23 protein-coding genes are annotated in these 26,808 nt (G+C 37.3%); 10 read left to right on the top strand and 13 right to left on the bottom strand.

The annotated features are described in order from the left end of the window. Window positions 1-138: 138 nt before the first annotated feature. The 7 genes from Cop2CBH44_RS02530 to rpsF form a co-directional block, all read right to left on the bottom strand. The gene (locus tag Cop2CBH44_RS02530; protein ID WP_055096023.1) at window positions 139-1,848 is read right to left on the bottom strand and encodes a hypothetical protein; all 1,710 of its coding nucleotides are present in this window, start codon (window positions 1,846-1,848) and stop codon (window positions 139-141) included. A 347-nt stretch (window positions 1,849-2,195) separates the two neighbouring features. Continuing rightward, the gene (locus Cop2CBH44_RS02525; protein WP_154668407.1) at window positions 2,196-3,035 is read right to left on the bottom strand and encodes a helix-turn-helix domain-containing protein; all 840 of its coding nucleotides are present in this window, start codon (window positions 3,033-3,035) and stop codon (window positions 2,196-2,198) included. Between the two features lie 584 nt (window positions 3,036-3,619). Then, window positions 3,620-4,222, bottom strand: a complete 603-nt coding sequence (locus Cop2CBH44_RS02520) for a rhomboid family intramembrane serine protease (RefSeq protein ID WP_021929923.1) — start codon at window positions 4,220-4,222, stop codon at window positions 3,620-3,622. 255 nt (window positions 4,223-4,477) lie between these two features. After that, complete coding sequence (locus Cop2CBH44_RS02515) at window positions 4,478-5,173, bottom strand: YjjG family noncanonical pyrimidine nucleotidase (protein WP_200755499.1); 696 nt, start codon at window positions 5,171-5,173, stop codon at window positions 4,478-4,480. A gap of 199 nt (window positions 5,174-5,372) precedes the next feature. After that, the gene (gene rplI, locus Cop2CBH44_RS02510) at window positions 5,373-5,816 is read right to left on the bottom strand and encodes a 50S ribosomal protein L9 (RefSeq protein ID WP_055096029.1); all 444 of its coding nucleotides are present in this window, start codon (window positions 5,814-5,816) and stop codon (window positions 5,373-5,375) included. Between the two features lie 23 nt (window positions 5,817-5,839). Further along, the gene (gene rpsR / locus Cop2CBH44_RS02505) at window positions 5,840-6,112 is read right to left on the bottom strand and encodes a 30S ribosomal protein S18 (RefSeq protein ID WP_021929926.1); all 273 of its coding nucleotides are present in this window, start codon (window positions 6,110-6,112) and stop codon (window positions 5,840-5,842) included. A gap of 3 nt (window positions 6,113-6,115) precedes the next feature. Further along, window positions 6,116-6,463 (bottom strand): 30S ribosomal protein S6, encoded by a 348-nt coding sequence (gene rpsF / locus Cop2CBH44_RS02500; RefSeq protein ID WP_021929927.1) that lies wholly within the window; start codon window positions 6,461-6,463, stop codon window positions 6,116-6,118. A gap of 201 nt (window positions 6,464-6,664) precedes the next feature. Between rpsF and Cop2CBH44_RS02495 the strand changes: the two genes are divergently transcribed. Both Cop2CBH44_RS02495 and Cop2CBH44_RS02490 read left to right on the top strand, forming a co-directional pair. Further along, window positions 6,665-7,120, top strand: a complete 456-nt coding sequence (locus Cop2CBH44_RS02495; RefSeq protein ID WP_021929928.1) for a MarR family winged helix-turn-helix transcriptional regulator — start codon at window positions 6,665-6,667, stop codon at window positions 7,118-7,120. Window positions 7,121-7,146: 26 nt separating this feature from the next. Next, a complete protein-coding gene (locus Cop2CBH44_RS02490) occupies window positions 7,147-8,151 on the top strand; it encodes an alpha/beta hydrolase (protein ID WP_055096031.1) in 1,005 nt (334 codons plus the stop codon). A gap of 41 nt (window positions 8,152-8,192) precedes the next feature. Here Cop2CBH44_RS02490 and Cop2CBH44_RS02485 read toward each other — a convergent pair whose 3' ends face one another. The 4 genes from Cop2CBH44_RS02485 to Cop2CBH44_RS02470 form a co-directional block, all read right to left on the bottom strand. Then, on the bottom strand, window positions 8,193-10,997 hold the full coding sequence (locus Cop2CBH44_RS02485; RefSeq protein ID WP_200755498.1) for an FAD-binding and (Fe-S)-binding domain-containing protein: 2,805 nt from the start codon (window positions 10,995-10,997) through the stop codon (window positions 8,193-8,195). A gap of 330 nt (window positions 10,998-11,327) precedes the next feature. Then, on the bottom strand, window positions 11,328-12,530 hold the full coding sequence (locus Cop2CBH44_RS02480) for an MFS transporter (protein WP_021929931.1): 1,203 nt from the start codon (window positions 12,528-12,530) through the stop codon (window positions 11,328-11,330). A 543-nt stretch (window positions 12,531-13,073) separates the two neighbouring features. Continuing rightward, the gene (locus tag Cop2CBH44_RS02475) at window positions 13,074-13,658 is read right to left on the bottom strand and encodes a GNAT family N-acetyltransferase (protein ID WP_021929933.1); all 585 of its coding nucleotides are present in this window, start codon (window positions 13,656-13,658) and stop codon (window positions 13,074-13,076) included. Window positions 13,659-13,668: 10 nt separating this feature from the next. Further along, window positions 13,669-14,091, bottom strand: a complete 423-nt coding sequence (locus Cop2CBH44_RS02470) for an acetyltransferase (RefSeq protein ID WP_021929934.1) — start codon at window positions 14,089-14,091, stop codon at window positions 13,669-13,671. A 491-nt stretch (window positions 14,092-14,582) separates the two neighbouring features. Between Cop2CBH44_RS02470 and Cop2CBH44_RS02465 the strand changes: the two genes are divergently transcribed. Further along, entirely contained in the window at window positions 14,583-15,245 is a 663-nt protein-coding gene (locus Cop2CBH44_RS02465) for an MgtC/SapB family protein (RefSeq protein WP_021929935.1), read from the top strand. A 178-nt stretch (window positions 15,246-15,423) separates the two neighbouring features. Here Cop2CBH44_RS02465 and Cop2CBH44_RS02460 read toward each other — a convergent pair whose 3' ends face one another. Further along, window positions 15,424-16,089, bottom strand: coding sequence for a porin family protein (locus Cop2CBH44_RS02460; RefSeq protein WP_055096035.1), 666 nt, complete (start codon window positions 16,087-16,089; stop codon window positions 15,424-15,426). Between the two features lie 200 nt (window positions 16,090-16,289). Here Cop2CBH44_RS02460 and Cop2CBH44_RS02455 point away from each other — a divergent pair, with 200 nt between their 5' ends. The 7 genes from Cop2CBH44_RS02455 (at window position 16,290) to Cop2CBH44_RS02425 (ending at window position 26,308) form a co-directional block, all read left to right on the top strand. Next, complete coding sequence (locus tag Cop2CBH44_RS02455) at window positions 16,290-18,245, top strand: RagB/SusD family nutrient uptake outer membrane protein (protein ID WP_055096037.1); 1,956 nt, start codon at window positions 16,290-16,292, stop codon at window positions 18,243-18,245. 196 nt (window positions 18,246-18,441) lie between these two features. After that, window positions 18,442-20,460 carry a dipeptidyl-peptidase 3 family protein gene (locus tag Cop2CBH44_RS02450; RefSeq protein WP_420838986.1) on the top strand — a complete coding sequence of 673 codons (2,019 nt, stop codon included), beginning with the start codon at window positions 18,442-18,444 and terminating at the stop codon, window positions 20,458-20,460. A 198-nt stretch (window positions 20,461-20,658) separates the two neighbouring features. Then, on the top strand, window positions 20,659-21,333 hold the full coding sequence (locus tag Cop2CBH44_RS02445) for a DNA alkylation repair protein (RefSeq protein ID WP_021929940.1): 675 nt from the start codon (window positions 20,659-20,661) through the stop codon (window positions 21,331-21,333). Between the two features lie 337 nt (window positions 21,334-21,670). Continuing rightward, a complete protein-coding gene (locus Cop2CBH44_RS02440; RefSeq protein ID WP_021929941.1) occupies window positions 21,671-22,147 on the top strand; it encodes a Fur family transcriptional regulator in 477 nt (158 codons plus the stop codon). Window positions 22,148-22,194: 47 nt separating this feature from the next. Further along, window positions 22,195-23,472: an adenylosuccinate synthase gene (locus Cop2CBH44_RS02435; RefSeq protein WP_055096039.1), complete on the top strand. Its 1,278-nt coding sequence runs from the start codon at window positions 22,195-22,197 to the stop codon at window positions 23,470-23,472. 99 nt (window positions 23,473-23,571) lie between these two features. After that, a complete protein-coding gene (locus Cop2CBH44_RS02430) occupies window positions 23,572-24,060 on the top strand; it encodes a PaaI family thioesterase (RefSeq protein ID WP_200755496.1) in 489 nt (162 codons plus the stop codon). A 271-nt stretch (window positions 24,061-24,331) separates the two neighbouring features. After that, complete coding sequence (locus tag Cop2CBH44_RS02425; RefSeq protein WP_200755495.1) at window positions 24,332-26,308, top strand: LTA synthase family protein; 1,977 nt, start codon at window positions 24,332-24,334, stop codon at window positions 26,306-26,308. A 1-nt stretch (window position 26,309) separates the two neighbouring features. Here the strand turns inward: Cop2CBH44_RS02425 and Cop2CBH44_RS02420 are convergent, their stop codons facing one another. Then, window positions 26,310-26,798, bottom strand: a complete 489-nt coding sequence (locus tag Cop2CBH44_RS02420; protein WP_021929944.1) for a hypothetical protein — start codon at window positions 26,796-26,798, stop codon at window positions 26,310-26,312. Window positions 26,799-26,808: the final 10 nt, after the last annotated feature.

Here is a 26,808-nt window from a genome sequence, read left to right as displayed (position 1 = left end):
AAAAACAGAAAAAATATCTCTGAAAGAAACTCTCAAATCCGGCCCGTGCAAAATTCAGACGACAGGCTCTTGAACTTTTTTGTGGAAGTGAAATATTATTTTCTTTTCTGAAAAAGTTGGAATCGATTTTATAAGAGGTTATCGTACAATTGCCATTGGGTTGCCCCATACTTCTAAATCTGAGGCATCGACGCATTCGGCTTTTCCGTCTGTTATAATAACTACTTTCATATGTATATCAACAATTACGACCCTGTCTTTAAGAACTCCAAAGTAAGATATATCAGACTCTTGCAGTCCACTGTAAATTAGTTCTTGTTCAGAAGGATTGGAAAGCTTGATTCGATACAGGTCTCCTGCTTTAAATGCATATATATAATGTTCTTGATATGGGTATAGATTGTTGTAATAATGAAATTTATCGATTGAAGGCGAATAGTCTTTACCACTATCTATATCATTATTCTTCTCAAGTACATAGTATCTATTTGTTCCTGTAAAATATAATTTGCCATTGGAGAGGGTCACTACAGTAAAAGGAGAGAGACCTAATTCAAAATATTGATAATGTACATTCCATTTAAGAGATGGACTAATATACTCTGTTTGTGGACCATTTGATGTTCCTCGCATAGCAAGAATAGAGCCATTGGGAGTCCTGAATACAGAGGGTGTTCCAATCAGGCTTCCTGAATAGTTGGAAGGAGAAATATTCATAATCCGATGATTTATCACCATTTGCGATTCATTCAGAAGAATACTTCCATCGGCATCTACCACCCAATGACGACTTTCTCCATTAAATACAGAGCAAGAGCCATCGTAAACTTCGGTTATTTCAACTCCGCTCCTTAAACTAAGATATTCGTCTTCTTCTTTAAATACGTAACCGTCAGTTGGAATCTGACTAACGTCTATTTCGATTTTATAGATCGGCTTATTGCTAAAACCGGAGGAGTATTCTCTATCGGGCATAAAATAAAATATATTTTCTTCATAACAACGGAATTGTGCTTCGTATATTTGGTCCGAGAAAACAGGATTTTCATTTTCATAATAGGATTGTAAAGGTATCAATAATCCATCAGCAGATCGAATGATTACCGGATAAGTAACCTCAACTGGTTGTTGAATTGCAACAAAATCTGTATAATCTTGATATATTGTGTCTACATTGGAGACGTAAGTCATATACGAAAAACAGTATTTGTCAGAGATAGTTTTAAATCCGTAAATTTCGGCATCTGATAATGTTTCTCGTTTATAATCCAAACATTCAATCTTTTCTACTGTATTTTTCTCCGTTATTTTGTATCCAGGGTAACCGTTTAAGTTTGAATGGTCCTCTCCCCTTGCCGTCTCGATCAGTAAAATAGCGTCTTCAACAGAGGCATAAGCCGGACGACCTACCTCAAAGTCTTTAGATTCTTCCATTTGATATATTTTTACTTTACCGGCATCAAAATCATTTCTTTGTAAGTCGGGATAATCTGCAACACCGGCAGAGACTCTGATATGATACTCTCCTTTATAGGATTCAGGAATCTTTATTTTTAGGAAATATCCTCTTTTTACGTTTGTATCTGAAATCGAAGTATCGTTGTCTGATAGTGTATTGTCTTCTATTTCTACATTAACGGCATCTCCGTTCAAAAAGACTTGGGGTTCTGTAAGTTTTTGGTTTACTTGGATTTCTAATATTTTCCCAGATAGTATTTTCTCTTCGAAAAAGAATTTTATTTCCTCTACATTAAAATCTGTATCAGATTCATTGTCGGGGAATTCTTCACATGATTTTGTTATTATAGACAATACAATAATAAATAAGTAACAGCCAATTCGTTTCATAAGACCAGTTCAATTATCGATTATGTTTGAATAATATAGGATGTGTCTTTAACATAGCTCAATTTGAAAATTGTATTTCTGTTTGTCTCTGTATTTGACTTCCGTTATATTTCTAAATAAATTTGATTATATATAGATTCTATCTATTTAAATACAAAGATAATCGAATCTGTTCGTTAAGTGAAATGTTCTGTTAAATTATATATTTATATTAAATCTTATTTTCAGTAACAAATCAAATATTTTATGTAGTTAAGAGCTTGATTATTTTTTCGATAGAAATAGTTTGTTTATGTTTGCCAATGGTGTGTGTCTTTTCTGAAGAGAACCAAATATATTTCTATATTTTAGCTATTTCTGTATTCTTTAGGACTCATCCCTACGTGTCTCTTAAAATATTTACCAAAGAATGAAACATTGGGAAAGTTCAGAGAGTACGAAATTTCCTGTATTGTTTGATTTGTCGATTTTAATTGTGCTTTAGCATCCATGATTACAATACTGGCAATAATTTCGGAAACTGTCTTTCCGGTCATTTTTTTCACGGTAGAACTAAGATGTTGGGGAGATATGCTCAACTGGCTGGCATAAAACGATATCTGTCTTTCTGAAACATAATGTTTCATGATAAGCTGTACCAAAGTTTTGCATATTTCTTCGCTTCTGTTTTCGGCTCTGCCTTCGATGTTTTGCACCCGGTAAAAATTACCTACCCCATAAAGAACGCCTGTAAGAATACTCTTTATTATTTCCGGATCGAGATTTTCATTGGCTTCTGCGGATGCCCGTTCAAGTAATGAGAAATAATCACTGAATAAATTGGCAATGGAATCCGTCAATGGGAATACAGGGTTGTTGGAAATTACCGGAAAAAAATCCATTGTTGTTTTTATCAGATTCACACTACTGACAAACTTATTCGAAAATCCGATAAAACTAAGACGAACATTACTTTTCTGTTCTCGATATTGGATAATACTTCCGGGTAATAGACTTATAAAATCGTTTTTTTTCAGGTTGTAATTTGTTAGATTTATAGAGACCTCTACATTTCCTTCGAGACATAAAGCAAATATACCGGCTCTCAAGCGACAAGATTGCCTATAAAAGTTTAGGACATCTTCGGTTATATTAGTTCCGACTATAAAATCCTGAGGTATGTCGACTTGAGGGAAATCAATCTTTATCATTTTTCTCCTCTTTTAATTATTAGCACAAATATACTAAAATATGTGTTGCATAAATCAAAATATTAAAAATAGACTAATGAATCCTTAATATTGACTTCGTTTTTTTTATCTTATATTGCTAATAGTATTTCTAAAAAATTAACAAATATTTGTATTGCTGCAAATAAATATTGTCTATTAGAGTATTTGTAAAGCATTTTCTTTAAAATGGATATTATTAATGAATATTCATATAAAAGCAAAAATATCTAATAATATATCTGAACTTGTCAATCTTAAATTTTGACTAATAGACCTGATGCCGTATTTAAAAATACTTGATAGTAAAAACGCTATTTACATTTTAGAGACCGGCTGTATTTCCAGGCTTGAATGTAAATGGAAAAGGGGCTTTCCATGTAATCTTTTACAGATGAAATTGAGAATTGCCAAAAACATACGGTTAAAGGGAGTATTTGATTTTTTAATGGAAATGACTATATTGGCATTAATGTGACTTGGAAAAGGAAAGTTTGTATTGTAAATGAGTGTAAAAAACAATATAGTGAGTTAAGACAGGAGGAGATTGATTTTACGTAAATCTAAAAATTCATAATCTGTTTTAAAAATACGTGTATTAAAGATGGATGCAATAAAATGGGAAAAATAAAACCATAAATTGCTCCATAGAAGTGTGCGTTGTGGTTTATATTATCACCGGCTTTTTTTTCCATATATTGACAATATGCCAAGTATAAAATACCAAAAACAATCCCTGGTATGGGAATTATGGCAAATAACAGGATTTTGCCCCATGGTTCGAAAAATATAAAAGAGAAAAGGACTGCCGATACAGCTCCGGATGCCCCAATAGATACAAATGACGGGTCTTTACGCCGTTTTATCAGGTCGTGAAGTGATGCTGTTATCATACCTCCAAAGTACAATGCTATATAACTACCTAAGCCAAATCCTAAATATTGAAATGCTTTTTCGATGTATAGGCCGAAGGACCAAAATGTAAACATATTGACCACCAGATGCATTATATCAGCGTGTACGAAACCATGAGAAACGATACGGTACCATTCTTTGCACTTGATTGTACGATATGGAATGAAGGCCAGCTTCATGAATAGATTGTGATTGTTGAAACACAAAAACGATATAATTACCGTAATACCAATGATGATATATGTTAGCATATCTCTATATTGTTTTTATTTATTGTAATAAACATTTGTTGATTGGAACAGTTTAAAAATTTATATAAGAAAAATTTAAACTGACATTTATTATTTAAGAGCTCGTCTAAATTTTCCGATAAAAGTAATTTCGTCAGGTCATCTTTGCGTTTTCTTCCGTACTGTTTTTTCGTTTGCATTTGTCAAATACCTTGTGAAAACAGAAAAATATTTTTATAAAAAAATCTCAAAATACAATTTAGACAGGCCCATAGATTATAAGATGTTTATAATTTCCAATAATGATTCGACCTGATGGGTCGGTTTGGATTCTGTAATTTGCTTCTTCAACGGATTGTAATATATCTGTGCTATTCCACATCTTGCAGCTCCTAAAATATCGGCATCGTAGTTGTCTCCAATCATTAAAGCTCTATCGGGTTTTGTTTCCATTTTGTCCAAAGCGTATTTAAATATATCAGGGTGAGGTTTGTTTACTCCCACTTTATCGGAAAGTATTACTTCTTGAAAGTAGTGGTCTATACCTGATGAGCGCATTTTCTTATATTGGACTTCTTCAAAACCATTACTAAGTATGGCAAGATTATATTTATTCGACAGGTAATCAAGTAATTCCCAAGTTCCCGGGACGACATTTTTCTGTGTCGACAGAATAGAAAGATAATCTTTGTCAAGAGCTTTTGCCAGAGCATTGTCTTGTATGCCCAAACGCTGCAAAGGATACCTGAAGCGTTCGTTCATCAAATCTTCTTTTGATATTCTTCCGTGGTGATACATATTCCAGAGTTCAGTGTTCTTTTCTGAATATATTAAATAGTATTCTTCAAATGTATTATAGAATTGGGAAAGATTATAAATATCATATACTTCATGAAGTGCAACTTTGGAATTGGCTCGAAAATCCCATATTGTATCGTCCAAATCTATAAAAATACTTTTATATTTTACCATAGGCATTGTGCAATGATGTAAATCCAATATTATTAGAGCGTTGAAAGGTAAGATAGATCTGATAAGATGCGTTTATCTCAAGAAATTATGAAGAACTATTTTTGATAATCTTTCCGAAAAAAGAGATTTATGAACAAAAAATCCGAATCTCATTTGAGATTCGGATTTTATATTTGAGAATATAATTTTAATATCCCAATTATTCAGAAACTACTTCGAAAGGTATATCTATACTTACCTCTTTGTGAAGTCTCAAAGTAGCTTTGTAAGCACCTACTTCTTTTACAGAATCCTTGATATAGATAACTTTGCGATCTACTTCGTAACCCAGTTTTCCAAGAGCTTCAGCAATCTGAATATTGTTAACCGAACCAAAGATTTTACCAGTGGAACTGGTTTTTGCACCAATTGTCAGTGCAACACCTTCCAGTTTAGCAGCGAGTTCTTTAGCATCATTTTTAATTTTCTCAAGTTTATGAGCACGTTGCTTCATGTTTTCGGCTAACATCTTCAATGCAGAAGGAGTAGCGATAACGGCTTTACCTTGAGGAATCAAATAGTTACGTCCGTATCCGTCTTTTACAGTTACCACGTCATCTTTATACCCAAGATTTAGGACATCTTCTTTTAATATTACTTGCATTATTATTTTCCTCCTTCTTTAAATTATTTCATCATGTCTGTTACGTAAGGAAGTAACGCCAAATGACGAGCTCTTTTTACAGCTTGTGCAACACGACGTTGGAACTTCAATGATGTACCTGTGATACGACGGGGTAATATTTTGCCTTGCTCGTTCAGGAATTTTTTTAAGAATTCAGGATCTTTGTAATCAATATACTTAATACCGCTCTTTTTGAAACGACAGTATTTTTTCTTTTTGATATCCACTGAGGGAGGAGTCAAATATCTGATTTCAGATTGATTTTGTTGTGCCATGACTTAGTTCTCCTTTACATCTTTAGATTTAACACTTCTTCTTTTTGCAGCGTATTCTGCAGCGAACTTATCCATTTTGAATGTCAAGAAACGGATAACTCGTTCGTCCCGACGGAAATTGATTTCCAATTTAGCGATAACAGACGGATCTGCGTTAAATTCCAATAACTGATAAAAACCAGTTGACTTTTTCTGGATAGGATAAGCCAGTTTGCGCAATCCCCAGTTTTCTTCATTGATAATTTCAGCACCTTCCGATACTAAAACTTCTTTGAATTTGTCTACCGCTTCCTTCATCTGTACGTCAGATAAAACGGGAGTTAAAATGAAAACGGTTTCATAATGATTCATACTCATTCAAATTAACTTGTTTGTTTAAAATTTTTCTAATGCGGTGCAAAGGTAGTAATTATTTATATACCTGCAAGATATTTCGACAAATTTTATGCTTTATCTCTTTGTTCGCAGATTGTCCATAACATTTTTTTTATGATAGCCCTTTCTTAATAGGACAAAAAAACGTATCTTTGTTGCCTAAACAATTATTACCTTATGAACTTTTCGCCATTGGATATTGAAACTGTTTTTGTCGTCCTGAGCGGCAAAATATCTGCAGCTATTAATCGAAAGCTTTATCGTAGTTTTCGTAAAGAAAATATAGATATTACACCGGAACAATGGACTGTGCTTTATTACTTATGGTTAAAAGACGGTGTCAATCAGCAAGAGTTGTGTAATGCCACTTTTAAAGATAAACCCAGTATGACACGTCTTATTGATAATTTAGAGAAACAGGGGTTGGTGGTACGGTCGGCCAGCCGTGAGGATAGACGTATAAATATCATCACTCTGACCGAGAAAGGCAGACAGTTGGATGAAGCGACTCAATCCATCGTTACAGAAACCAAAAATGCTGCTTTGCAAGGGTTTACGAATGAAGAGGTAGAAACTGCACAAAATTTACTGAATAAGGTTTTCAACAATATTAAAAAATCGCTCGACGAATAAAGTTCGTCACTATTTTTAAATCAATAATGAAACAGAGTATTTTCTTATTCTTATTTTTCGTCCTGTCGGTAGTTTGTGTAAAGGCTCAATATTCGATGGATGTCTTAGGCGGACGATTCGAAATGCAAACATTGAATATGCCCGATGATTATGACGGGAAAGTAATCACGACTATTATCCGGCGAGAGGCCAGGGTTCCTACACATAAAGCTATACTATATGTGCATGGATATAATGATTATTTTTTCCAAAGTCAATTGGCCCAAATCTTCAACGATTCGTGTTACAATTTTTATGCTGTCGACCTTCGGAAATACGGACGGTCGCTAATGGCCAGCCAGACGGCTTTTCAAGTGCACAATCTCAATGAATACTTTGCTGATATTGATACTACACTTAGCATCATGAAATCGGAGGGAAATACAGAAATCATATTAATGGGCCATTCGACAGGGGGACTTATCACTGCACTTTATTGTAATGAACGCAGGAATAATCTTTCGGTGAAAGGGTTGATTCTGAACAGTCCGTTTCTCGATATGAATCAAAGTTGGATAAAAGAAAAGATTTTGATTCCTGTTGTATCGTTTTTAGGTTTATTTTCTCCTAATATTAAAATAAAGCAAAGTAAATCTACTGCTTATGCTGAGAGTCTTCTTATAGACCATCATGGAGAATGGATATATGATACGAGTAAAAAATTCAAACAATCTCCTCCTGTAACCAGTGGTTGGATAAGGGCGATACACCGAGGACAAAAAAAAGTACATCGAGGCTTGGATATCTCCTGCCCTATTCTGGTGATGTTTTCGAGTCAATCAGTCTATGGCGATGACTGGACTCCGGAGCATCAGAAAGGAGATGCTGTACTCGATGTGAAAGACATTGAAAAATATGGTAAACGGTTGGGGCCCCACGTTACGGAAGTTGTGATACCGGAAGGTCTGCATGACCTTATCTTGTCTCAAAAAAGTGCCCGGGAGAAAACTTATGAGACTATGTTCGAATGGTTATATAGTAATAAGTTGTAAATTCTACATATTAAATATACTATTGCTCCGGTCACGGGCAATTATTGCCCGACCGGAGTAGTGCATTTATCTACCAAATAGATAATCGAAATATAAGGAATGCCAGAGTTAGTCTCTAAACCGATTTCACAAGTACGGCTATTACTGTATCCGGTCTTTATTCCTGCTTTTTCTATTTGTGGACGTAACTTTCGCAAAGCGTAAGCATTGAGTTCCGGTTGAGTGAAACCTTTGTCTCCGGCAAATCCGCAGCATCCGACACCTTCAGGCACCAAGACTTTAGAAGTACATCTTCCAGCCAATTCTATCAGTTGCTTATCGAGTCCCATTTTTCTCATAGAACAAGTAATGTGTATGGCTATCGGTTCATCAATTTTTTTGAATACAAGTTTATCAAGTAAAAATGTATTAATAAACTCTACTGGTTCATATAACTTTATTTTCTTTATCGTGTGACGCATGCGATACAGGCATGGGCTTTGGTCACAAAGTACCGGATACAATCCTTTATTACTGGCTTCATATAAGGCCGCTTCAAGTTCTGCTGATTTCCTGTCGGCAATATCCGGCATGCCTTTGCTCTCCCATATAGTTCCGCAGCAAAGGCGTTCCATGTGTGGCGGGAAAATCACTTCATAACCGGCCTTTTGTAACAAATGAATGGTTTTATCGATAAGTGGCGTACTTTCCGGAGAATGTTGCGATACTCCCATCGTCTGATTGATGCAACTTGGGAAATAGACGACTTTTAATGGTTCATTTTTCTGAGCTGTTTTATGTGGATAACGTGCCTTGGGCATAGCCGGTGTCCATAGAGGTATTTTAGAGCCGGATAAATAGCGAAGTCCGCGAGTTAAGGAGACCATAGCTTTACTTCCTAACAGGGAATGTGCGGTATTGGCAACCGAAAGCACCGGACGCAATGCAGATTCTATACCCGATAAATGGCGAGCTGCGAAATCTCCGGCTTTATATCCTAAGCTTCCTTTAGGCAAATGACTCTGACGGATGTCATGTGTAAGGTCGCCCACATTGATTCCCATCGGGCACGACATGGAGCAGAGCCCATCACCGGCACAGGTTTGGTTCCCGGAATATTTGTATTGTTTCTCAAGCAATTCCATTTGCTTTTCTTTTCCCGGCAATCGACTTAGACGCGATATTTCTCGACGAATGACAATGCGCTGGCGAGAGGAAAGAGTGAATCCGCAGGAAAGGCAGTTGACTTCACAAAACCCACATTCGATACATTTGTCGATATGTTCGTTTGTCAAAGGTAGTGGCTTAAAGTTTTTCAAGTGACATTTCGGGTCATCATTGAAAATAACGCCGGGATTCAAACGATACTCAGAATCGAAAATTTCTTTTATTTCCCGCATATATTGGTAAGCCGTCTCTCCCCATTCATATTTTACAAAAGGAGCCATATTTCTCCCTGTACCATGTTCGGCCTTTAAAGAACCGTCGTATTTGTCAACTACCAGAGCTATGACATCATTCATCAGTTGTTCGTACCTTGCTACTTCTTCGTCGGTATCAAATGCCTGATTTATTATAAAGTGAAAATTTCCCTCTAAAGCATGTCCGTATATACATGCATCGTGGTAACCATTTTTTTCGAGTAATTGTTGTAATTCGAAGGTTGCTTGGGGCAAATCTTCTATATGAAAAGCTACGTCTTCAATCAGGCATGTTGTTCCCGGGCGTCGTGTTCCTCCGACAGAAGGGAATATACCAGAACGAATAGCCCAGTAAGAGGCATATTCGTTCTCTTTATCAGTAAAATGTACTGGTGTAAATGTATTGAATGAGCTTAAAATATCTTCAATCTTATGTATATTGTCGACCAATTCTTCTCTGGTGTGCCCTTTGGTCTCGGTAAGAATAGCAGTAAGCCCTTCTCCTGTAGTATCATTGACCGATTGTAGAGATTTTTTGTCTAACATCTCGGCACTGACAACGGGGGCTTTTTTCATAGCGACAACAGCTTTACAAGCTTCTCTTATATCGCTGAAATAAACCATGGCACTTGCCTTATAGGGCAAATCTTCTTCGGTTTTCATCGTCACTTCCGATAAGAAAGCAAGTGTGCCTTCCGAGCCTACTATCGAATGGGCGATGATGTCAAACGGGTCATCATATTCTATAAATGGGAACAAATTAAGTCCTACTACATTCTTAATGGAATATTTGCGACGGATACGCGATACTAATTCGGAATCTTTTCTTATGCGGTCTCTGACCGATTCTATTTTTTGTATAAATTCCGGATGACTACGGATAAAATCAAGTCTACTTTCTTTATTACCTGTATCTAATATTGTACCGTCTGACAAGATAATGCGGGCTGACAGCATCACTTTATCACTATTGGCATGGGTGCCGCAGTTCATTCCTGAAGCATTATTGGCAACAATGCCACCTACCATAGCGGATTTTACCGATGCCGGGTCAGGGGCAAATTTTCGACCGTAGGGTTTTAATATTTCATTTACCCTTCCTCCTGTGAGCCCTGGCTGCAATGTAATTTGGCCACCTGTGGAGGAAACGGAATAACTTTCCCAATTCTTTCCCGCAACTACTAATACTGAATCGCTGATACTCTGCCCTGACAGACTCGTACCGGCAGCTCTGAAGGTTAAGGGAATATGATATTTTCCTGACAATAAAAGTATTTGAGATATTTCTTGTTCATTATCGGAACGAACTACTATTTTAGGAACCAAACGGTAAAAACCGGCATCTGTCCCCCATGCCAATCGACGCAAATCGTCGGTATATATCCGATTGTCCGGAATGAAACGGGCTATTTCTTTCAGGAAAGAAACATAATCTGAATTTCCCATAATTTATTCGTTACTTTATGGCCAAAAGCCAGTGCAATATTACAAGTAATTGATGAAATTCACAACCTAGAACCAGCTTAACTTTTCCGATCGGGAAATATTGCCGGAACATCTTTGTGTTTTCTTTCGCTTTTTTCTCATTTTCACTCGTTGGATAGCCCGTATCCTATTCATAAAAAACAGAAAAACATCTTCGAAAGAAATTTTCAAACCTGACCCGAGTAAAATTTAGCCAGGCTCTTAGATTTATCTAAAATTTTCTATCTGGTAATTTCATCGAGCTGTTGTTCTTTATCTGTTTTTCCAAATCAGGTGACATTAAAAAATCAACTAACGAAGGCGGTGGCGCAGAAAGCTCTTGCGTGCATAAAGGAAATAAAAAATGACACCAATGGCATTTATTGCAAAAGCAAGCCAAAATGCAGCAGAGTAACCACCGTGGTGTTCAGCTACAGCGCCTCCTCCAATGATACCGATACCGACACCTATATCCCAAGATGTGAGTATGGTAGAATTGGCTGTTCCACGTCGTTCATGGGGTGCCAAATTGATAAACATTGTCTGCATAGCTGGATACATGTGACCGTTTCCGAGACCTATCATAAGCGCAGCAGCATAGTACCCGTATATATTGGGTATAGCTGTGAAAACCAGATAACCGCACATTGACATCAGCATTCCGGCAGAGGCGTTATGTACAATTTTACCTTCTCGAAGGGACTTACTCCCAATAATTCTCGACATTATAAGACCAATAGCCAAGAGCATAAAAAATGTTCCTGAGCCGGAAGTTATGTGCATGACTTCTTGGCTATATATGGCTATGTATGTAGAAATAATACCGAATGAAAAAGAAAATGCAGTAATACAAAGGCCCTCGCTCCATCCCGGTAAAAGGATAAATCGGTCAAGAGAAACTTTTTGATTCTTTTGTATCGGTTGGCGTTCGCGACACTTGATGGTAGAATCGATGGCCAGACCGATGAATGCGATTACAAGAGACATGGCAAACAGTATATTGAAGTTCTGGATTGTGTGATAGATATAAAGTCCTATCGACGGTCCTATTGCCATAGCTATATTATTGCTAAGTCCGTAATATCCAATGCCTTCGCTTCGGCGTTCCGGGTGCAGGACATCTACAGCCATAGTACTGCTTGCGACAGTCGTCGCACCAAAAGGTGCGCCGTGTAAAGTACGGATGGCAGCAAAAAGTATAAGGGAACCTGTGATGAAATAGCCTGCAAAAAACAGGGCAAAACAGAAATAACAAAGTAGCAGAACCTTCTTACGAGAGAAACTGTCGACAACAAATCCGCTAAATGGCCGGACTATCAAGGCTGTAATCGTATATCCACTTAGTACAATACCTATCATCGCTTTTCCGGCGGAAAAAGTATCTCGTAAATAAAGCGGTAGCAAGGGGGCGAGCAAATAAAATGCAAAAAAAAGCATAAAATTAGCTATCCATACTTTCAAGTAGTTGCTGTTCCACAAAACAGGTTTTGTATTTTTTTCTTTTTCTTCCATCATTTCTATTCTAAAAAAACACTAAAAAATAAACTTTCAATGAGCAAATACTCCAACTTTCTTTTATAGAATCAATATTCGTCAAAGTTTTTATAAAAAGATGGGCAAAATTAATTATTCGATTCAGATTATAAAAGAGTATAACCAATACTTTTTTCCAATAAAATGGTATTTAAAAATAAAATGTACGATAATATCTTCCGTATCTTTTTCTTTCGATATGGAAACATTTTTAAGAAAGTCAAGTATGGTAAGCAATCAAGAATTTTATGCATATTTGTATAAGGAATATACTTCTTTGAACACGAGATAGTTAGAAAATATCTTTATTTTGGAGTAATGAATAAGTAACCGTTCTAATTGCTGTAGCCTGTTTCGCCTTGCTTGTTTAAGTAACTCTTGTGAATACAAATGTATGAAAAAGAGAGCGTGTGAAAAGAAGAATCAAATCATTTTCTTTCTATTTACTTTCTTTTCTATTTCCATTGGTATATCAGTAAAATAAGGAAGTGATGTATCTGTTGGGGATAGCGAGCTTTGTGCCGGTTACAAATGCTCAATAAAATGATTGTCTGATGCATTCCAGTATTTCCTATACACGAAATCATTATTGCCATTTAAATTTAACTGATACATCCTGAATATTACGGGGAAGTCTTTGGGTTGCCATTGTTCTTCATACGAGTAACAATAAATCATGCCAAGCTTCTGCATCACATTCCCGCTTCTTGGATTGTTTCTGTCGTGCGTAGCTGTAATATAGGGCAAGCCGTCTTTTCTAACCTGTTTGATGACGGCTTTGCCTGCTTCTGACGTTATTCCCTTATGCCAAAATTCCTTGCGAAGCCCGTAACCGAAATCGTGATGTTCTTCCATATCGACTTTTATATAGCCAATCGGGAAATCATCACTTTTAAGGCAGATAGCATAAGCGTATGCCTGTGGCTGTCTGTACTTTATCGCATACTTTTCCTTATAAAATAGTTTGGTTTCTTCGATGTCTTTCATCGGATACCATGGCAGGAATCTGTTGGTTTCTTCATCTTTGAGTATAAGAAAGAGAGCTTCCATGTCTCTTTCCGTGAATCTCCTTAAAATCAAACGTGCTGTTTCCAATGTGGGTGTATTCATCGACTGTTTGTTATAATTGTAAGTGCAGAATAGGATACGGTTTGCCTTCATTGTCCAATTCTGACTTCGTTACCACGTGAAATCCTAAATGTTTATAGAAACCTACAGCCAGAGTGTTTTGCTCATTCACATCTACCTTGTCCACATGTAACTTATTGATGGCATGAATAATCAATTGTTTGCCGATTCCTTTTCCTCTGTGGTGATTATCAACGAACAGCATTTCGATATTATCTCCAGCTATGCCGATAAAGCCGACCAAATTATTTCTGAGCTCGAACCCCCATAGAGCAACATGAGGAAAATAAGATGGAACATGCTCCTTATAATACAGGAAGTCTTCTTTTTTCAGGAAATCATGCGTATGCGATACTGCACTTTCCCAAATTTCCATCAATCGCGGATAGTCTGATTGTTCTATTTTCCTAATCATAATTTTATTTGTTATCTGCTTAGTTTTGCAAATTTAGTTAAATTTGCAGATAAGGCAAAAAAGGCTCTTGATACTATTATGAAATGTCCCTCAGGCAGGTTTAATGAGGTGCTTGTATTTTCGAAATGGGAAGCATATAGATGTTTTTTTTAAATCGGTCATGTGAATACTTGAAATCTGAGAAGGTTGCTTGGAACAAGACATTAAGTTTGTGGGGATGGGCTGTTTCTTTTTCACTGTTTCTCTGTACGATTTCCAGTAAATCCCGTAACCATCGAACGTTTGTTTCTGTTAATATTGTTGTGTCGAAATGAGACGATGTACATAAGTTTGGTTATCTTGTATACGTTAATCTTTCTTGATATTGTTAATTGTCAAATTCTGCTGAGCTAATCTGTGCTTTTGTAAGGTTATTACAGAGAATTTCCATATATTTGTCATAAACCGGATATGTCCCGGATTTGTTATGATACAGTTTATAAAGGAATGATATGACAGGAGAATTTATTTTACGATTGTTTACTGCCGGTATATTGGGAGCTATTATAGGACTCGACAGAGAGTATCGAGCTAAAGAAGCCGGATTCAGAACTCATTTTCTGGTATCGTTAGGAAGCGCACTTATTATGATTGTGTCTCAGTATGGTTTTATGCAGATAGCGAAGGAACATCATATAGATTTTGACCCCAGTCGGGTAGCAGCCCAAGTCGTAAGCGGCATCGGGTTTATCGGTGCAGGAACAATCATTATACAGAAACAGTTTGTAAGAGGATTGACTACTGCCGCAGGACTATGGGCAACCTCCGGTATAGGTTTAGCTATTGGCAGCGGCATGTACTGGCTCGGCATATCGGCAACCATATTTACATTGTTGGGGCTTGAGTTGTTGACCATAATTTTCAAAAAAGTTGGATTTCATAGTGCTATGATACAATTTTCGACCGGAAATCCCGATAATTTATCTAAGATAACGGATATGGTATTGCAGAAAAATTATCGTATCATCAGTTATGAAGCCAAGCAGGAATGGAGAGAAAATCATGTTGTGTATCACGTTACTATCGTTATTAAAAATCGAAATCATAGTGAGGAAGGGAATGTGTTCAAATACATTCAGCAATTGCCGGACCTGATGATTGAAAAGATAGAATAAAATCTGCTGCTTAAAAATTCATTTAATGATATTCAGAGCCTGATTAGATTTTTCATGAAGTTTGGTCGGGCTTATTTTATATATTATTTATCAGTTTGGTTTTACTGCTTTCATTTGCTTGATATCGCTCTAAAGACATTTTCAAAAGACGAGGCTCGAATAAAAAATTAAGCCGGCTCTAAAATCCAAAACTATATCCTACGGAATAAAATATTTTGTTCCCGTAAGGAGTAAATTTGTTTTGTACGACATCATAATATAACATCACAGATATACCGCTCTTACCGGCTATCGGGAGGTTTGCCCCTGCTCCTACCAAGAAACAGGGTATCACTTCTCCCTTATATGAGTGTCCGTCTCTACGTCCCCAGTTGCGTTGTATCTCCGGTTGAGCTTGAATTGTAATATAAGGAATCGGTTTGACTCGGGCATATAGGTTAAGCCCCATATAATTCATTGTATATCGGCTATCGTCCCAGGTATTATAGCGATAGTAATTGTAACCGATACCACCACCAAAAGAAAAATAGGAGTTTATGCGATATCCTATTTGAGGAGAGATGTTAATAGAGGTTCCGTTGGAAAAGGTCATGCCGAACGAACCGCCTAATTCTATCTTACCTTTTTTTCGTGTCCGGACCGGTTCAGGCTGCGATTTTTTTTCTTCTATTTCCTGATAATCAGATGTCGTCTGATTGACAGACTGCTCATTTTGCAAAATCTTTCTTTCTGTTTCGGAATCAACTTTTTCAAAGCGGAAAGGCCGTTTTTTCTCTCCGGTCTGAGCCATCACAAGAAAACAAGTAAACAGAAAAAAGCATGTAAGCTTAACTTTTATCTTCATATTCTTTTTATTATTTATACAAAGTTAGTAAAGAAACAAGGAGTTAATTCTTTTATTGATAGAAAAAAGACAATTATAACTGTTATAATTTGTAGATTCAATAATATATTTATTAAATTAAATTTTATTTTACATATTATTGTCGACATCTAATTTATTTTGTAATATTGCAGTGTATATATAAATATAATCCACATAATATGAAATTTTTACGATTATCAGCTTTTTTTTTGAGTCTGGTGAGTCTATGTCTTATTTCATGCGAAGAGAATGACGATCCAGCAGAATTGTCGCCAGCCGATAAGGAGGTGCAAGAAGTTATTGAAGAACTGGAAAAAATTCCAGAAATAAGTGATTTTACCGAAGAGCTTAAAAAAGTCTCTATTCCGGATGTAGAAACAAACCAGCTTACAGTATTTGCTGTTAAAAATCAGGAATTGAAGGTTCGCTCTGAAGTTTCAGAAAATCAATTAAACCAGGAAAATATCAAACGTCACATTGCTCGTGGCGCTTATAGTATAGATGAGTTGAAGGATTCGTTATTGTTGACCAGTGTCAGCAACGAACCGCTATTGGTTACTAATCAAAATTCGATTGTTGCCATAAATGGTATTCCTATCGAAACTACCGGAATGAAGATTGGAAACAGTTATATGTATATTGTTCCTGAGGTGATTCCCGTAAATGAATCTATCGACTCAATCCCTTCTACTACAGACAAAGAGGCTATTATTTCGGTGAAACGTTGTAATACAAATTGGTCTGTGATGGACTCTGTTCAGGGAAGACCGATAGAAGGGGCAGAGGTTACGGTGTATACTGCCGACGGCAAGACACTGGGTGTATATTATACTGATGCAAATGGCGAAGTTTCGGTAAAGCATAATGAACCGGAAATAAGTTATACTGCTATTTCGGGTGATTCTCTCAGCAATATATACGATGGATTCATGGTAGAAGGGTTATTTACCAGTCAAGTAGAAATAGATTCATGGCCGAGCTATATCATATCGACTCCTAAACCGGGCGATTTAAAATTTGCTGATATAAATGGAGACGGGGTAATCGATAACAACGATAAAGTCAATGGTATACCTCAAAGATACATTCGTTATGCCGACGGGGAAACATTAAAGAATTCAGTAGTTTATCTGACAAGCAACAGCGTTGTACCTTCTAATGACTGGGCTCAAATGTTGCAATCCCAAAAGGATGAGTGGAACAAACAGTTGAAAAGTTTCCTTAATTTGACCCGAGAAACAGATGCTAAATTGATAGGCTATATTGAAGTCCCTAATATGTTCAATTCCAACTATTTTAATCAATGGGGAGAGAATATATGGAATAGTGGATATGGCTTGATTAATAGTTATTTACAGGCAAATGATAAGTTTGCCAATTCGGATGATTGTCCCGAAAATGTAAAATCGGAATGGGCCACGGCTTCTTTACGTATGCAAGCCGAATGTGCATTGATATATTCGGAATTATCAAAATTTTTCGGTGAAGTCTCCGTTATCAACGATATAACAGGGCAGATGCCTTCGAGAAACAATGACGCACTGGTTGACTATATGAATTACCTAATCAATATGCTCCCTTCTGAGTATTCTACAGCCGTATCGGCTTTGGTGTCGCGCATATATTTATCCGATAGAGAATATGATAGAGCACTTGACCAGTGTAAAAAAATTATGAGTACCGGTAATTACAGTCTGCCGGCAGATAGTTCGTTGGTATTTTCACAGAAAAACGGAAATAACGTAATTTTAGGAGGATATGATGATTCCGACTTTAAATATGCGAAAGGCCTGTATTATCATCCGGTACGTTATTGTGAGATTATGTTCACGGCTGCAGAAGCTGCTCTTGAAACCGGTCGTACCATGGAGGCTTATGAATATATAAATCAGACCCGGCTGTTTAGAGGATATCCTCCTATCGAGAACGGACTTACACAGGATGAGTTACGCCGTGTACTTTGGAATACTTGGAATAATGAGATGTTACTCGAGTCCGCAACATACTTCAACCTGAGAAGGTGGGGCATCTATGTGGCATCTATGCCGGATGCCCAAAACAAGCATCAGTTATTGCCAATACCGACAGATGCTATGAAGGAAAATCCAAATCTTACACAAAATCCGGGATATTAACGGTAGCCAGAATAAAAAATGCGATAAACCCTGTAAAAGCCTTATAAAACTTTTACGGGGTTTATTTTTCATTATTAGTTTGCGAATTGGGGAGAAAAATATATTTCATTAACTTTGCCATTGTGAAATATGAGAAAGGATAGAAATCCGAAAAACAAGAAGATATTTATAAATTATGAAAAAAACTATTTCTATGATGATTGCAGCAACTGCTTTCTCCGTATCGACCGGTATAGCTTCGGTCGAAAGTGTCGATCCGTTTTACAGGGTCGACCGTTTTGCAGACCTGGAAGTATTGCGATATAAAGTTCCGGGGTTCGAAAAATTGACATTGCAACAAAAGAAATTATTATATTATCTGTCTCAAGCGGCAATAGAGGGACGCGATATTATTTATGACCAGAACTGTAAATGGAATTTGGCTATCCGTAGAACTCTCGAAGCTGTTTATACGCAATATAAAGGTGATAGAAGTTCCGATGATTTCGAGGCTTTGGAAACCTATCTGAAACAAGTATGGTTTGCCAACGGTATACACCACCACTACTCTACCGATAAATTTGTTCCCGGATTCGGACAGGAATTTTTTGAAAAAGCTGTAAAGTCTGTCGATACCCGATATTTGCCTCTTCAAAAAGGTGAGACGGTAAACCAATTACTTGCAAATATATCTCCGGTTATCTTTGACCCTGCAATAGATGCTAAGCGGGTAAATCAGGCGGAAGGAGAAGACCTTGTACTGACTTCTGCCGGGAATTACTATGATGGTGTAACACAAGCTGAAGCCGAGGCTTTTTACAATAAGATGAAAAATCCGGACGATTTGAGGCCTGTTTCGTATGGACTGAATAGTCGGTTGGTAAAGAGAAATGGGAAAATCGAGGAGCGTGTTTATAAAGTAGGAGGTCTCTACTCAAAAGCTCTTGAAAAAATTGTGTATTGGCTTGAAAAGGCTGCATCTGTAGCGGAAAATGCTCAACAAAAGGCTGTCATAGAGAAGCTTATCTCTTATAATAAGACCGGAAATCTGAAAGAGTTTGACGAATATGCTATTTTATGGGTAAATGACCTGGACTCCGATATTGATTTTGTCAACGGATTTACCGAAACGTATGGGGATCCTTTGGGGATGAAAGCCAGTTGGGAAGCTCTGGTTAATTTCAAAAATAAAGAAGCCTCCGAAAGAACTCACATCATTAGCGCCAATGCCCAATGGTTTGAGGATAATTCGCCTGTGGACAACTGCTTTAAAAAAGAGAAAGTAAAAGGTGTGTCGGCAAAAGTCATTACAGCTGCTATTCTTGGGGGAGATACTTATCCTTCTACGGCTATTGGTATCAATTTGCCCAATTCCAATTGGATACGTCACGAACACGGTTCCAAATCGGTAACGATAGAAAATATCACTGAAGCTTATGATAAAGCGGCTCAAGGCAACGGATTTGCTGAAGAGTTTGTATGGAGTGATAAAGAAAGAGAATTGATGGAAAAATACGGATTTCAGGCTGATAATTTACATACTGACTTACATGAATGTCTGGGGCATGCTTCGGGAAAATTGCTTCCGGGTACGGACTCCGATGCACTGAAAGCTCATAGTTCTACTCTTGAAGAAGCCCGTGCCGACTTGTTTGCTTTATATTATATGGCAGATCCCAAAATTGTAGAATTAAAGTTATTGCCCAACGCTGAGGCTTATAAATCGGAATATTATAAATATATGATGAACGGGCTCATGACCCAGCTTACACGTATAGAACCAGGCAAGAATATTGAAGAAGCCCATATGAGAAACAGACAACTTATTGCCCGTTATGTTTTTGAAAAAGGGCAAAAGGACAATGTTGTAGAAATGAAGAAAAAGGATGGTAAAACGTTTGTCGTAATTAATGATTATGCAAAAATGCGTTCTTTATTGGGAGAGCTATTGGCTGAAATACAACGGATAAAGTCTACTGGAGATTACGAAGCCGGACGGGATTTGGTAGAAACTTATGGTGTCAAAGTAGACCCAGAATTGCACAAAGAGGTACTCAGCCGTTATGAAAAGTTGAATATTGCTCCTTATAAAGGTTTTGTAAATCCTGTTTATACAGCTGTAACTGATAAGAAAGGAGATATTACGGATGTGACTATTTCTTATGACGAGAGTTACATAGACCAAATGTTACGTTATTCAAAAGATTATTCTAATTTACCGACATACAATTATTAATAAACCGGATATATTTTGGATAAGGTTTTCAGCTTGCTATTGTTTGTAGAACTCTAAGAAAACAGTCTAAATTTTCTTATAAAGAAAATTCAAAAAGCAGGCTTGATAAAATAGAAACAATTTCTTAGCCAACGATTAGTAATGAATTGTCGTATTCTTTGTTAATCGTTGGTTGTTTTACTTATCAACCAATAAAATATGGATGCTCAAATACGTGAAATAAAGCGACAGTTCCGTATGGCAATGAATGGTATCGTATCGACCAGCATGCGGGAAAAAGGTATGGATTATAAGATAAATTTCGGTCTCACTCTTCCTTTGATAAAACGTATTGCTGAAAGATATTCTCCGAACGCGGAACTTGCTGAATTGTTGTGGAAAGAAAATATTCGGGAATCTAAAATTCTGGCCACTTTATTATATCCTGCACAAGAGTTGACACCCGAGATAATGCAGCACTGGGCCGATACAATCGTATACAGAGAGATTGCCGATATGTGTTGCATGAATCTGTTTGATAAAGTTCCTTTTGCTCTCGATAAAGCTCTCAAATGGATAAGCTCTGATAATGAAATGCTCCGCTATACGGGATTTCAATTGATAGCACGACTGGCTATGACCCAAAATGTATTTACAGCAGAAGTCCCGATTTGTATTATGGATATCATAAATACAAATGCCGGCAGCTTTTCAACAACTACTCTTCATGCTGCTATAAACTGTGTAAAACGCATCTTGCAAATTGATAGGCCGACAGCGTTGACCATAAAAACAGCAATCGAATCTTGGAAGAATCATTCTCCTCTAAATAAAAGTATTGCCGAGGATATTATGGACGAATTTTGTTTTTTATACTCAGAGCCAATCGTTTAAAATTTCCAATAAAAATGATTTTTCAGTCCTTTTTTGCGTTTCCTTTTGAGGCAGGTTCCCTGTTTTTTCGTCACATACTTGCTATCGTCCTTAAAGCAGCCACAAAAGGAAACACAAAGCTGCCCCCGGGCAAAATTTAAAAGGGCTTTTATCGTAAATCTCTGTTTCGATAAATATCAGAGAACTCTCAATAATGTATAAATCGCTTTATCTTGCTCTTAAAAAATTTGCATTTATCTTTCTTTCAGAAGTGTGTAATCTCCTCTTTTAATTTATTTGTCGCTATCGGATATTAAAAAAAATATATGTATCTTTGTCTGCTGTGAGTTAAAAAGCTATGCCCGAAGAGAAAACAAAAGAAGTCGTTAGACAGAAGCTGACCCAGTATTTAGAGGCAAAAAAGCTTCGAAAAACACCGGAACGGTATGCGATACTGGATAAGATATATTCGACGAATGAACATTTCGACGTAGATTCCTTGTACGATTTTATGGTAAATAGCAAATACCGTGTGAGTAAGGCTACTGTATACAATTCTATAGACCTTTTTGTAGATGCGGGATTGGTAAGGAAACACCAGTTTGGAAACAATCCGGCCCAATATGAGAAATCTTATAACACAGTAAATCACCATCATCTTATTTGTACCCGATGTGGAAAGGTACAAGAAGTCAAAGACCAGGAAATTATCGATATATTGTCGAATAAAAAATTCGGAAAATTTACAGCATCATATTACTCGCTTTATGTGTATGGAGTTTGTAACCGATGTGCACAAGCTGAAAAGAAAAAGAAACAAACCGTCCGTAAATAAGACGGATTTTTTTTGAATAAGAAAATAATTACTATAATATTATACCAATGAAAGTAGATGTTTTGTTAGGATTACAATGGGGAGACGAAGGTAAAGGCAAGGTTGTAGATGTACTCACTCCCAATTATGATGTTATCACCCGTTTTCAGGGAGGTCCCAATGCCGGCCATACATTAGAATTCGACGGACAAAAATATGTACTCCGTTCTATTCCTTCGGGTATTTTTCAAGGGGGAAAGATAAACATTATAGGCAATGGTGTGGTTCTCGACCCGTTGTTGTTCAAAATTGAGGCCGAAAGTCTTGCCGAAAGCGGACACGACCTGACTAAACAACTCTACATTTCTAAAAAAGCGCATCTTATTCTCCCGACACATCGCATTCTCGATGCAGCTTATGAAGCAGCTAAGGGTGATGCAAAAATCGGGACAACCGGAAAGGGTATCGGTCCGACGTATACCGATAAAATAAGCCGTAACGGATTGCGCGTAGGCGATTTATTGCATAATTTTGACGAGAAATATGCTAAAGCTAAGGCAAGGCATGAGGCTATATTAAAATCATTGAATTATGATTATGATATTACCGAGCTTGAGGCGCAATGGTTTGAGGCTGTCGAATATTTGAAAAAATTCAATTTAATAGATAGCGAGCATGTTATCAACGACTATTTGAAATCAGGCAAGTCAGTTTTAGCGGAAGGTGCTCAAGGCACACTACTTGATATTGATTTCGGTTCATATCCGTTTGTAACTTCGTCCAATACGATATGTGCCGGGGCTTGTACAGGTTTAGGTGTAGCACCCAATAAAATCGGGAATGTATACGGTATATTCAAGGCTTATTGTACCCGTGTGGGTAGCGGGCCTTTTCCTACTGAACTTTTTGATGAAACAGGAGAAAAGATACGGGCTATCGGCCATGAATTCGGTGCCGTTACCGGACGTTCGCGCCGTTGCGGTTGGATAGACCTCGTGGCCTTGAAGTATGCCATTATGGTAGATGGTGTCACTCATCTGATAATGATGAAAAGCGATGTGCTCGATACATTTGAAACGATAAAAGCTTGTGTCGCTTACAAAATAAACGGGAAGGAGACCGAGCAGTTCCCCTTTGAAATCGGTGATGATATAGAACCGGTATATGTCGAGCTCCCCGGATGGCAGTGTGATATGACCAAGATGCAAAGTGAAGATGAATTCCCGGAAGAATTTAATGCGTATCTCTCTTTCCTTGAAAACGAACTCGAAGTTCCTATCAAAATCGTTTCGGTAGGGCCTGATCGTGAGCAGACAATCGTGCGCTATACCGAAGAGGAAAACTAAAATATTCTCGCAGCTTACAAAATGCGAGCGCCCCGTGCTTCTAATGTCGGAAGCTGGGGCGTATTTTTTACCGGTAAGTATTCAAAAACACTATTCGAGATGAAAAAAATAATAAACCCGTGGCAAGGAATGGATGGTTATCATTGCTATGGTTGTGCTCCGGACAATCATTTGGGGTTAAAAATGGAATTTTATGAAGACGGAGACGATATCGTGAGTATATGGCAGCCACGACCGGAATATCAGGGTTGGATAAATACTTTGCATGGAGGTATACAAGCAGCTTTAGCCGATGAAATATGTGGTTGGGTGGTATTTCGGAAGTTTCAGACCAGCGGTGTAACTTCAAAAATGGAGATACGTTACTTAAAGCCGATGTATACTACCGATGATCGTATTGTTTTGAGAGCGTCTGTACAGGAACAGAGGCGAAATCTGGTACAAATTGCCGCTTGTATTTACAATATGCAGAATGAGTTGTGTACCAAGGCAGTATGTACTTATTTTCTTTTTTCTAAAGAGAAAGCTCGCGCCGAATTTCATTTTTGCGATTGTTCGGTGGAAGAGCGAGAGGAAAATCCATTATAACCCTATACATACGGTATTACAAATCAGATAAAGAATCAGAGCTTGTTCAAATTTTTCAATAAAAGTAATATAGTCAGGTTATTATGTATTTTCTTTAGGTCTGTTTTCCGTTTGCAATTATCAAGTAACCCTCTATCATCCTTATGTAAGCAGAAAAACAGCCTTGTAAGAAATTTTCAAAGCCGGCTTCGAGTAAAATTAAAAAAAGCTTTTTGAATCATATACATTTGAAATTCTCAAAAAATAATTTCTTATCAAAAAATATACAGGAATGAAGTCATATTTGCAATCATTGCGTTACCTTATTTCGATACATATACTCGGACTATTTTTTTTCTCGTTGTTCCGTTTAGTTCTCCTCGTACAAGGTTTTGGATATATTGATGAAACCAGCCGGAAATTCGGTATTATAGCAGAAGCATTCTTGCGAGGTGTATGGATGGATAATGTGGTAGCTTGCTATATACTGCTGTTGCCTTTGGCGATATGTTCGTTATCAGCAGTTTTTAACTGTTATAATAGGAACATATATCGGGGTGTAAATATATTTTTCTGTATTTTTTATGGTGTCGCTTTTACTATATCGGCTGCGGATATTCCTTATTTCGATTATTTCTTTAAACATATCAATGCATCTATCTTCAACTGGTTCGGATATGTAGGTACTACGACCGGAATGATGTTCGGAGAGGCTTCATATTTATTGGCTATGGCTTTTTTGATACTTATGATTGCTTTATTTTGCTTTCTTTCCAAACGTATTTTGAAATTGACTGTCAGGGACTTTTCCATATCACATCGGAGAAATACGGGAATAAAGACAAAATCGGTAATCTTCGTTTGTTCGGCCTTGCTTATCGGAGCCTGTATGTTCGGTATCAGGGGGCGTACAGGGTATAATCCTATACGTGTCAGTGCTGCTTATTATTGTAACAATACTTTCCTTAACCAATTGGGTATAAGCCCATCTTTTAATCTTCTGAGGAGCTCTTTGGAGGCTTCTAAGTCTGAAAATAAAGGATTGGAGCTGATGGATGAAAATGCAGCACTCAGCCTTGTCCGTAAAGAGTTGGGAATAACAGATTCTATACCAGAGATATCTCCTATTGCACGGAAAGTTGTTGCAGGAAAGTCACCTGAGCGTCGAAATGTCATATTGGTATTTATGGAATCGATGTCGGCCAAACTGCTAAGCCGCTACGGGAATACAGAGAACCTCACCCCTACTCTCGACAGTTTAGCCCGACAGTCGCTCAGCTTCGACAGGTTTTATTCTGCCGGGACTCATACCAATCATGCCATACACTCGGTGTTGTATTCATATCCTGCTTTGATGAAACGAAACTCGATGAAAGGGGCCGTTATTCCGTTTTATGCGGGACTGCCTACCATATTGCAGGACAACGGTTATGAAACCCTGTTTTTTATGACTCACGAGTCTCAATATGATAATATGAACGGTTTTTTGCGGACAAACGGATTTAAGCAAATATATGCACAGGAAAATTATCCACGAGAAAAAGTTGTCAACAGTTTTGGCGTGCAAGATGATTTTCTATATGAATATGCGTTGGATATCTTTAACCAGGAGTCTAAAACAGGTAAGCCATTTTTCGGTGTATTGCTGAGTATCAGCAACCATCCACCTTATGTAATACCCAAAGATTTCAAATCCCATAGCCAGACGGACGAAATGCGTATTGTCGAATTTGCGGACCATGCTATCGGTGAATTTATGAAAAAAGCTTCGTCCGAGCCTTGGTTTAAGAATACTATTTTTGTATTTGTGGGAGACCATGGCAAAAAAGTCGGAGAACTAAAAAGTGATATGCCACTGTCTTATAATCATGTGCCTTGCTTGTTTTACAGTCCGGGCTTCATCACTCCACAAGCCAATGATGAGTTGGGCGGCCAAATCGATATTGCTCCTACCCTACTCGGAATGTTGAATATCGACTATACAAATAATAGTTTCGGAATAGATTTGATGCGTGAAAAGCGCCCTTATATCTTCTTTACTTCCGACGATGCTATCGGCTGTATAAACAAAAACTTCTTTTATATAAACCAGCCCGATAACGGGCAAGAATGGCTGTTACAAGTCGAGAACAGCGAGGAAGCCGGTCCGTCGGTGCAACCGGCTTTACAGGATAGTATGAAAAATTATGCTTTTTCCATGTTACAAGCGGCACAGTATCTAATGAAGCATGAACTGACAGGAAAATACAAAGGGTATATTCCTGAATAGTTTATTTGTGTTTGATATTGTCTTTACCTTTTAGTCCGGGACGACGGGCATCGTATATATCTCTTATCCGATGCCGAAAAGAGGAATCGATTTGATGAATACGCATAATTTGTCGAGGTGTCAGTAATGTACTGATTGATGCATTAAACTTTTCTTTGGCTGCGATAATTTGGCGGCTACGGGTAATAGATTCCTTCAATAGTTTTTCGGCCTGTTCGTCGGTCAGAGTATCTACTCTTACCCGATTGAATTGGCGGTTGTTGTCGGCATTTAATCGGGTTACTCTCTTTTGATAGTGGATATAGGCCGGACGAAGGATTTCCATTTGCTCTTCGGTCAGGGATAATGCCATTTGTATCTCTGAAAGGGTGGCATTAATCATAGCCATTTGTACATTTTTAGGTTTCAGCGGTTTTTGCGGTTGAGCGTTCAGAGGTAATGACAAAACCAAAGTAATCGCCATAAAACTATTTACCAGTATCTTTATCATAATTATTGAT

It is taken from the genome of Coprobacter secundus subsp. similis, from assembly GCF_015097275.1.
Taxonomy (GTDB): Bacteria; Bacteroidota; Bacteroidia; order Bacteroidales; family Coprobacteraceae; genus Coprobacter; species Coprobacter secundus.
This window is presented reverse-complemented; position numbering and strand designations above follow the sequence as displayed.

Coding starts and splice junctions, on each gene's coding strand:
- Cop2CBH44_RS02530 (WP_055096023.1), bottom strand. CDS start 1,848: ATGAAACGAATTGGCTGTTACTTATTTATTATTGTATTGTCTATAATA.
- Cop2CBH44_RS02520 (WP_021929923.1), bottom strand. CDS start 4,222: ATGCTAACATATATCATCATTGGTATTACGGTAATTATATCGTTTTTG.
- Cop2CBH44_RS02515 (WP_200755499.1), bottom strand. CDS start 5,173: ATGGTAAAATATAAAAGTATTTTTATAGATTTGGACGATACAATATGG.
- rplI (WP_055096029.1), bottom strand. CDS start 5,816: ATGCAAGTAATATTAAAAGAAGATGTCCTAAATCTTGGGTATAAAGAT.
- rpsR (WP_021929926.1), bottom strand. CDS start 6,112: ATGGCACAACAAAATCAATCTGAAATCAGATATTTGACTCCTCCCTCA.
- rpsF (WP_021929927.1), bottom strand. CDS start 6,463: ATGAATCATTATGAAACCGTTTTCATTTTAACTCCCGTTTTATCTGAC.
- Cop2CBH44_RS02495 (WP_021929928.1), top strand. CDS start 6,665: ATGAACTTTTCGCCATTGGATATTGAAACTGTTTTTGTCGTCCTGAGC.
- Cop2CBH44_RS02490 (WP_055096031.1), top strand. CDS start 7,147: ATGAAACAGAGTATTTTCTTATTCTTATTTTTCGTCCTGTCGGTAGTT.
- Cop2CBH44_RS02485 (WP_200755498.1), bottom strand. CDS start 10,997: ATGGGAAATTCAGATTATGTTTCTTTCCTGAAAGAAATAGCCCGTTTC.
- Cop2CBH44_RS02480 (WP_021929931.1), bottom strand. CDS start 12,530: ATGATGGAAGAAAAAGAAAAAAATACAAAACCTGTTTTGTGGAACAGC.
- Cop2CBH44_RS02475 (WP_021929933.1), bottom strand. CDS start 13,658: ATGAATACACCCACATTGGAAACAGCACGTTTGATTTTAAGGAGATTC.
- Cop2CBH44_RS02470 (WP_021929934.1), bottom strand. CDS start 14,091: ATGATTAGGAAAATAGAACAATCAGACTATCCGCGATTGATGGAAATT.
- Cop2CBH44_RS02465 (WP_021929935.1), top strand. CDS start 14,583: ATGACAGGAGAATTTATTTTACGATTGTTTACTGCCGGTATATTGGGA.
- Cop2CBH44_RS02460 (WP_055096035.1), bottom strand. CDS start 16,089: ATGAAGATAAAAGTTAAGCTTACATGCTTTTTTCTGTTTACTTGTTTT.
- Cop2CBH44_RS02455 (WP_055096037.1), top strand. CDS start 16,290: ATGAAATTTTTACGATTATCAGCTTTTTTTTTGAGTCTGGTGAGTCTA.
- Cop2CBH44_RS02450 (WP_420838986.1), top strand. CDS start 18,442: ATGATTGCAGCAACTGCTTTCTCCGTATCGACCGGTATAGCTTCGGTC.
- Cop2CBH44_RS02445 (WP_021929940.1), top strand. CDS start 20,659: ATGGATGCTCAAATACGTGAAATAAAGCGACAGTTCCGTATGGCAATG.
- Cop2CBH44_RS02440 (WP_021929941.1), top strand. CDS start 21,671: ATGCCCGAAGAGAAAACAAAAGAAGTCGTTAGACAGAAGCTGACCCAG.
- Cop2CBH44_RS02435 (WP_055096039.1), top strand. CDS start 22,195: ATGAAAGTAGATGTTTTGTTAGGATTACAATGGGGAGACGAAGGTAAA.
- Cop2CBH44_RS02430 (WP_200755496.1), top strand. CDS start 23,572: ATGAAAAAAATAATAAACCCGTGGCAAGGAATGGATGGTTATCATTGC.
- Cop2CBH44_RS02425 (WP_200755495.1), top strand. CDS start 24,332: ATGAAGTCATATTTGCAATCATTGCGTTACCTTATTTCGATACATATA.
- Cop2CBH44_RS02420 (WP_021929944.1), bottom strand. CDS start 26,798: ATGATAAAGATACTGGTAAATAGTTTTATGGCGATTACTTTGGTTTTG.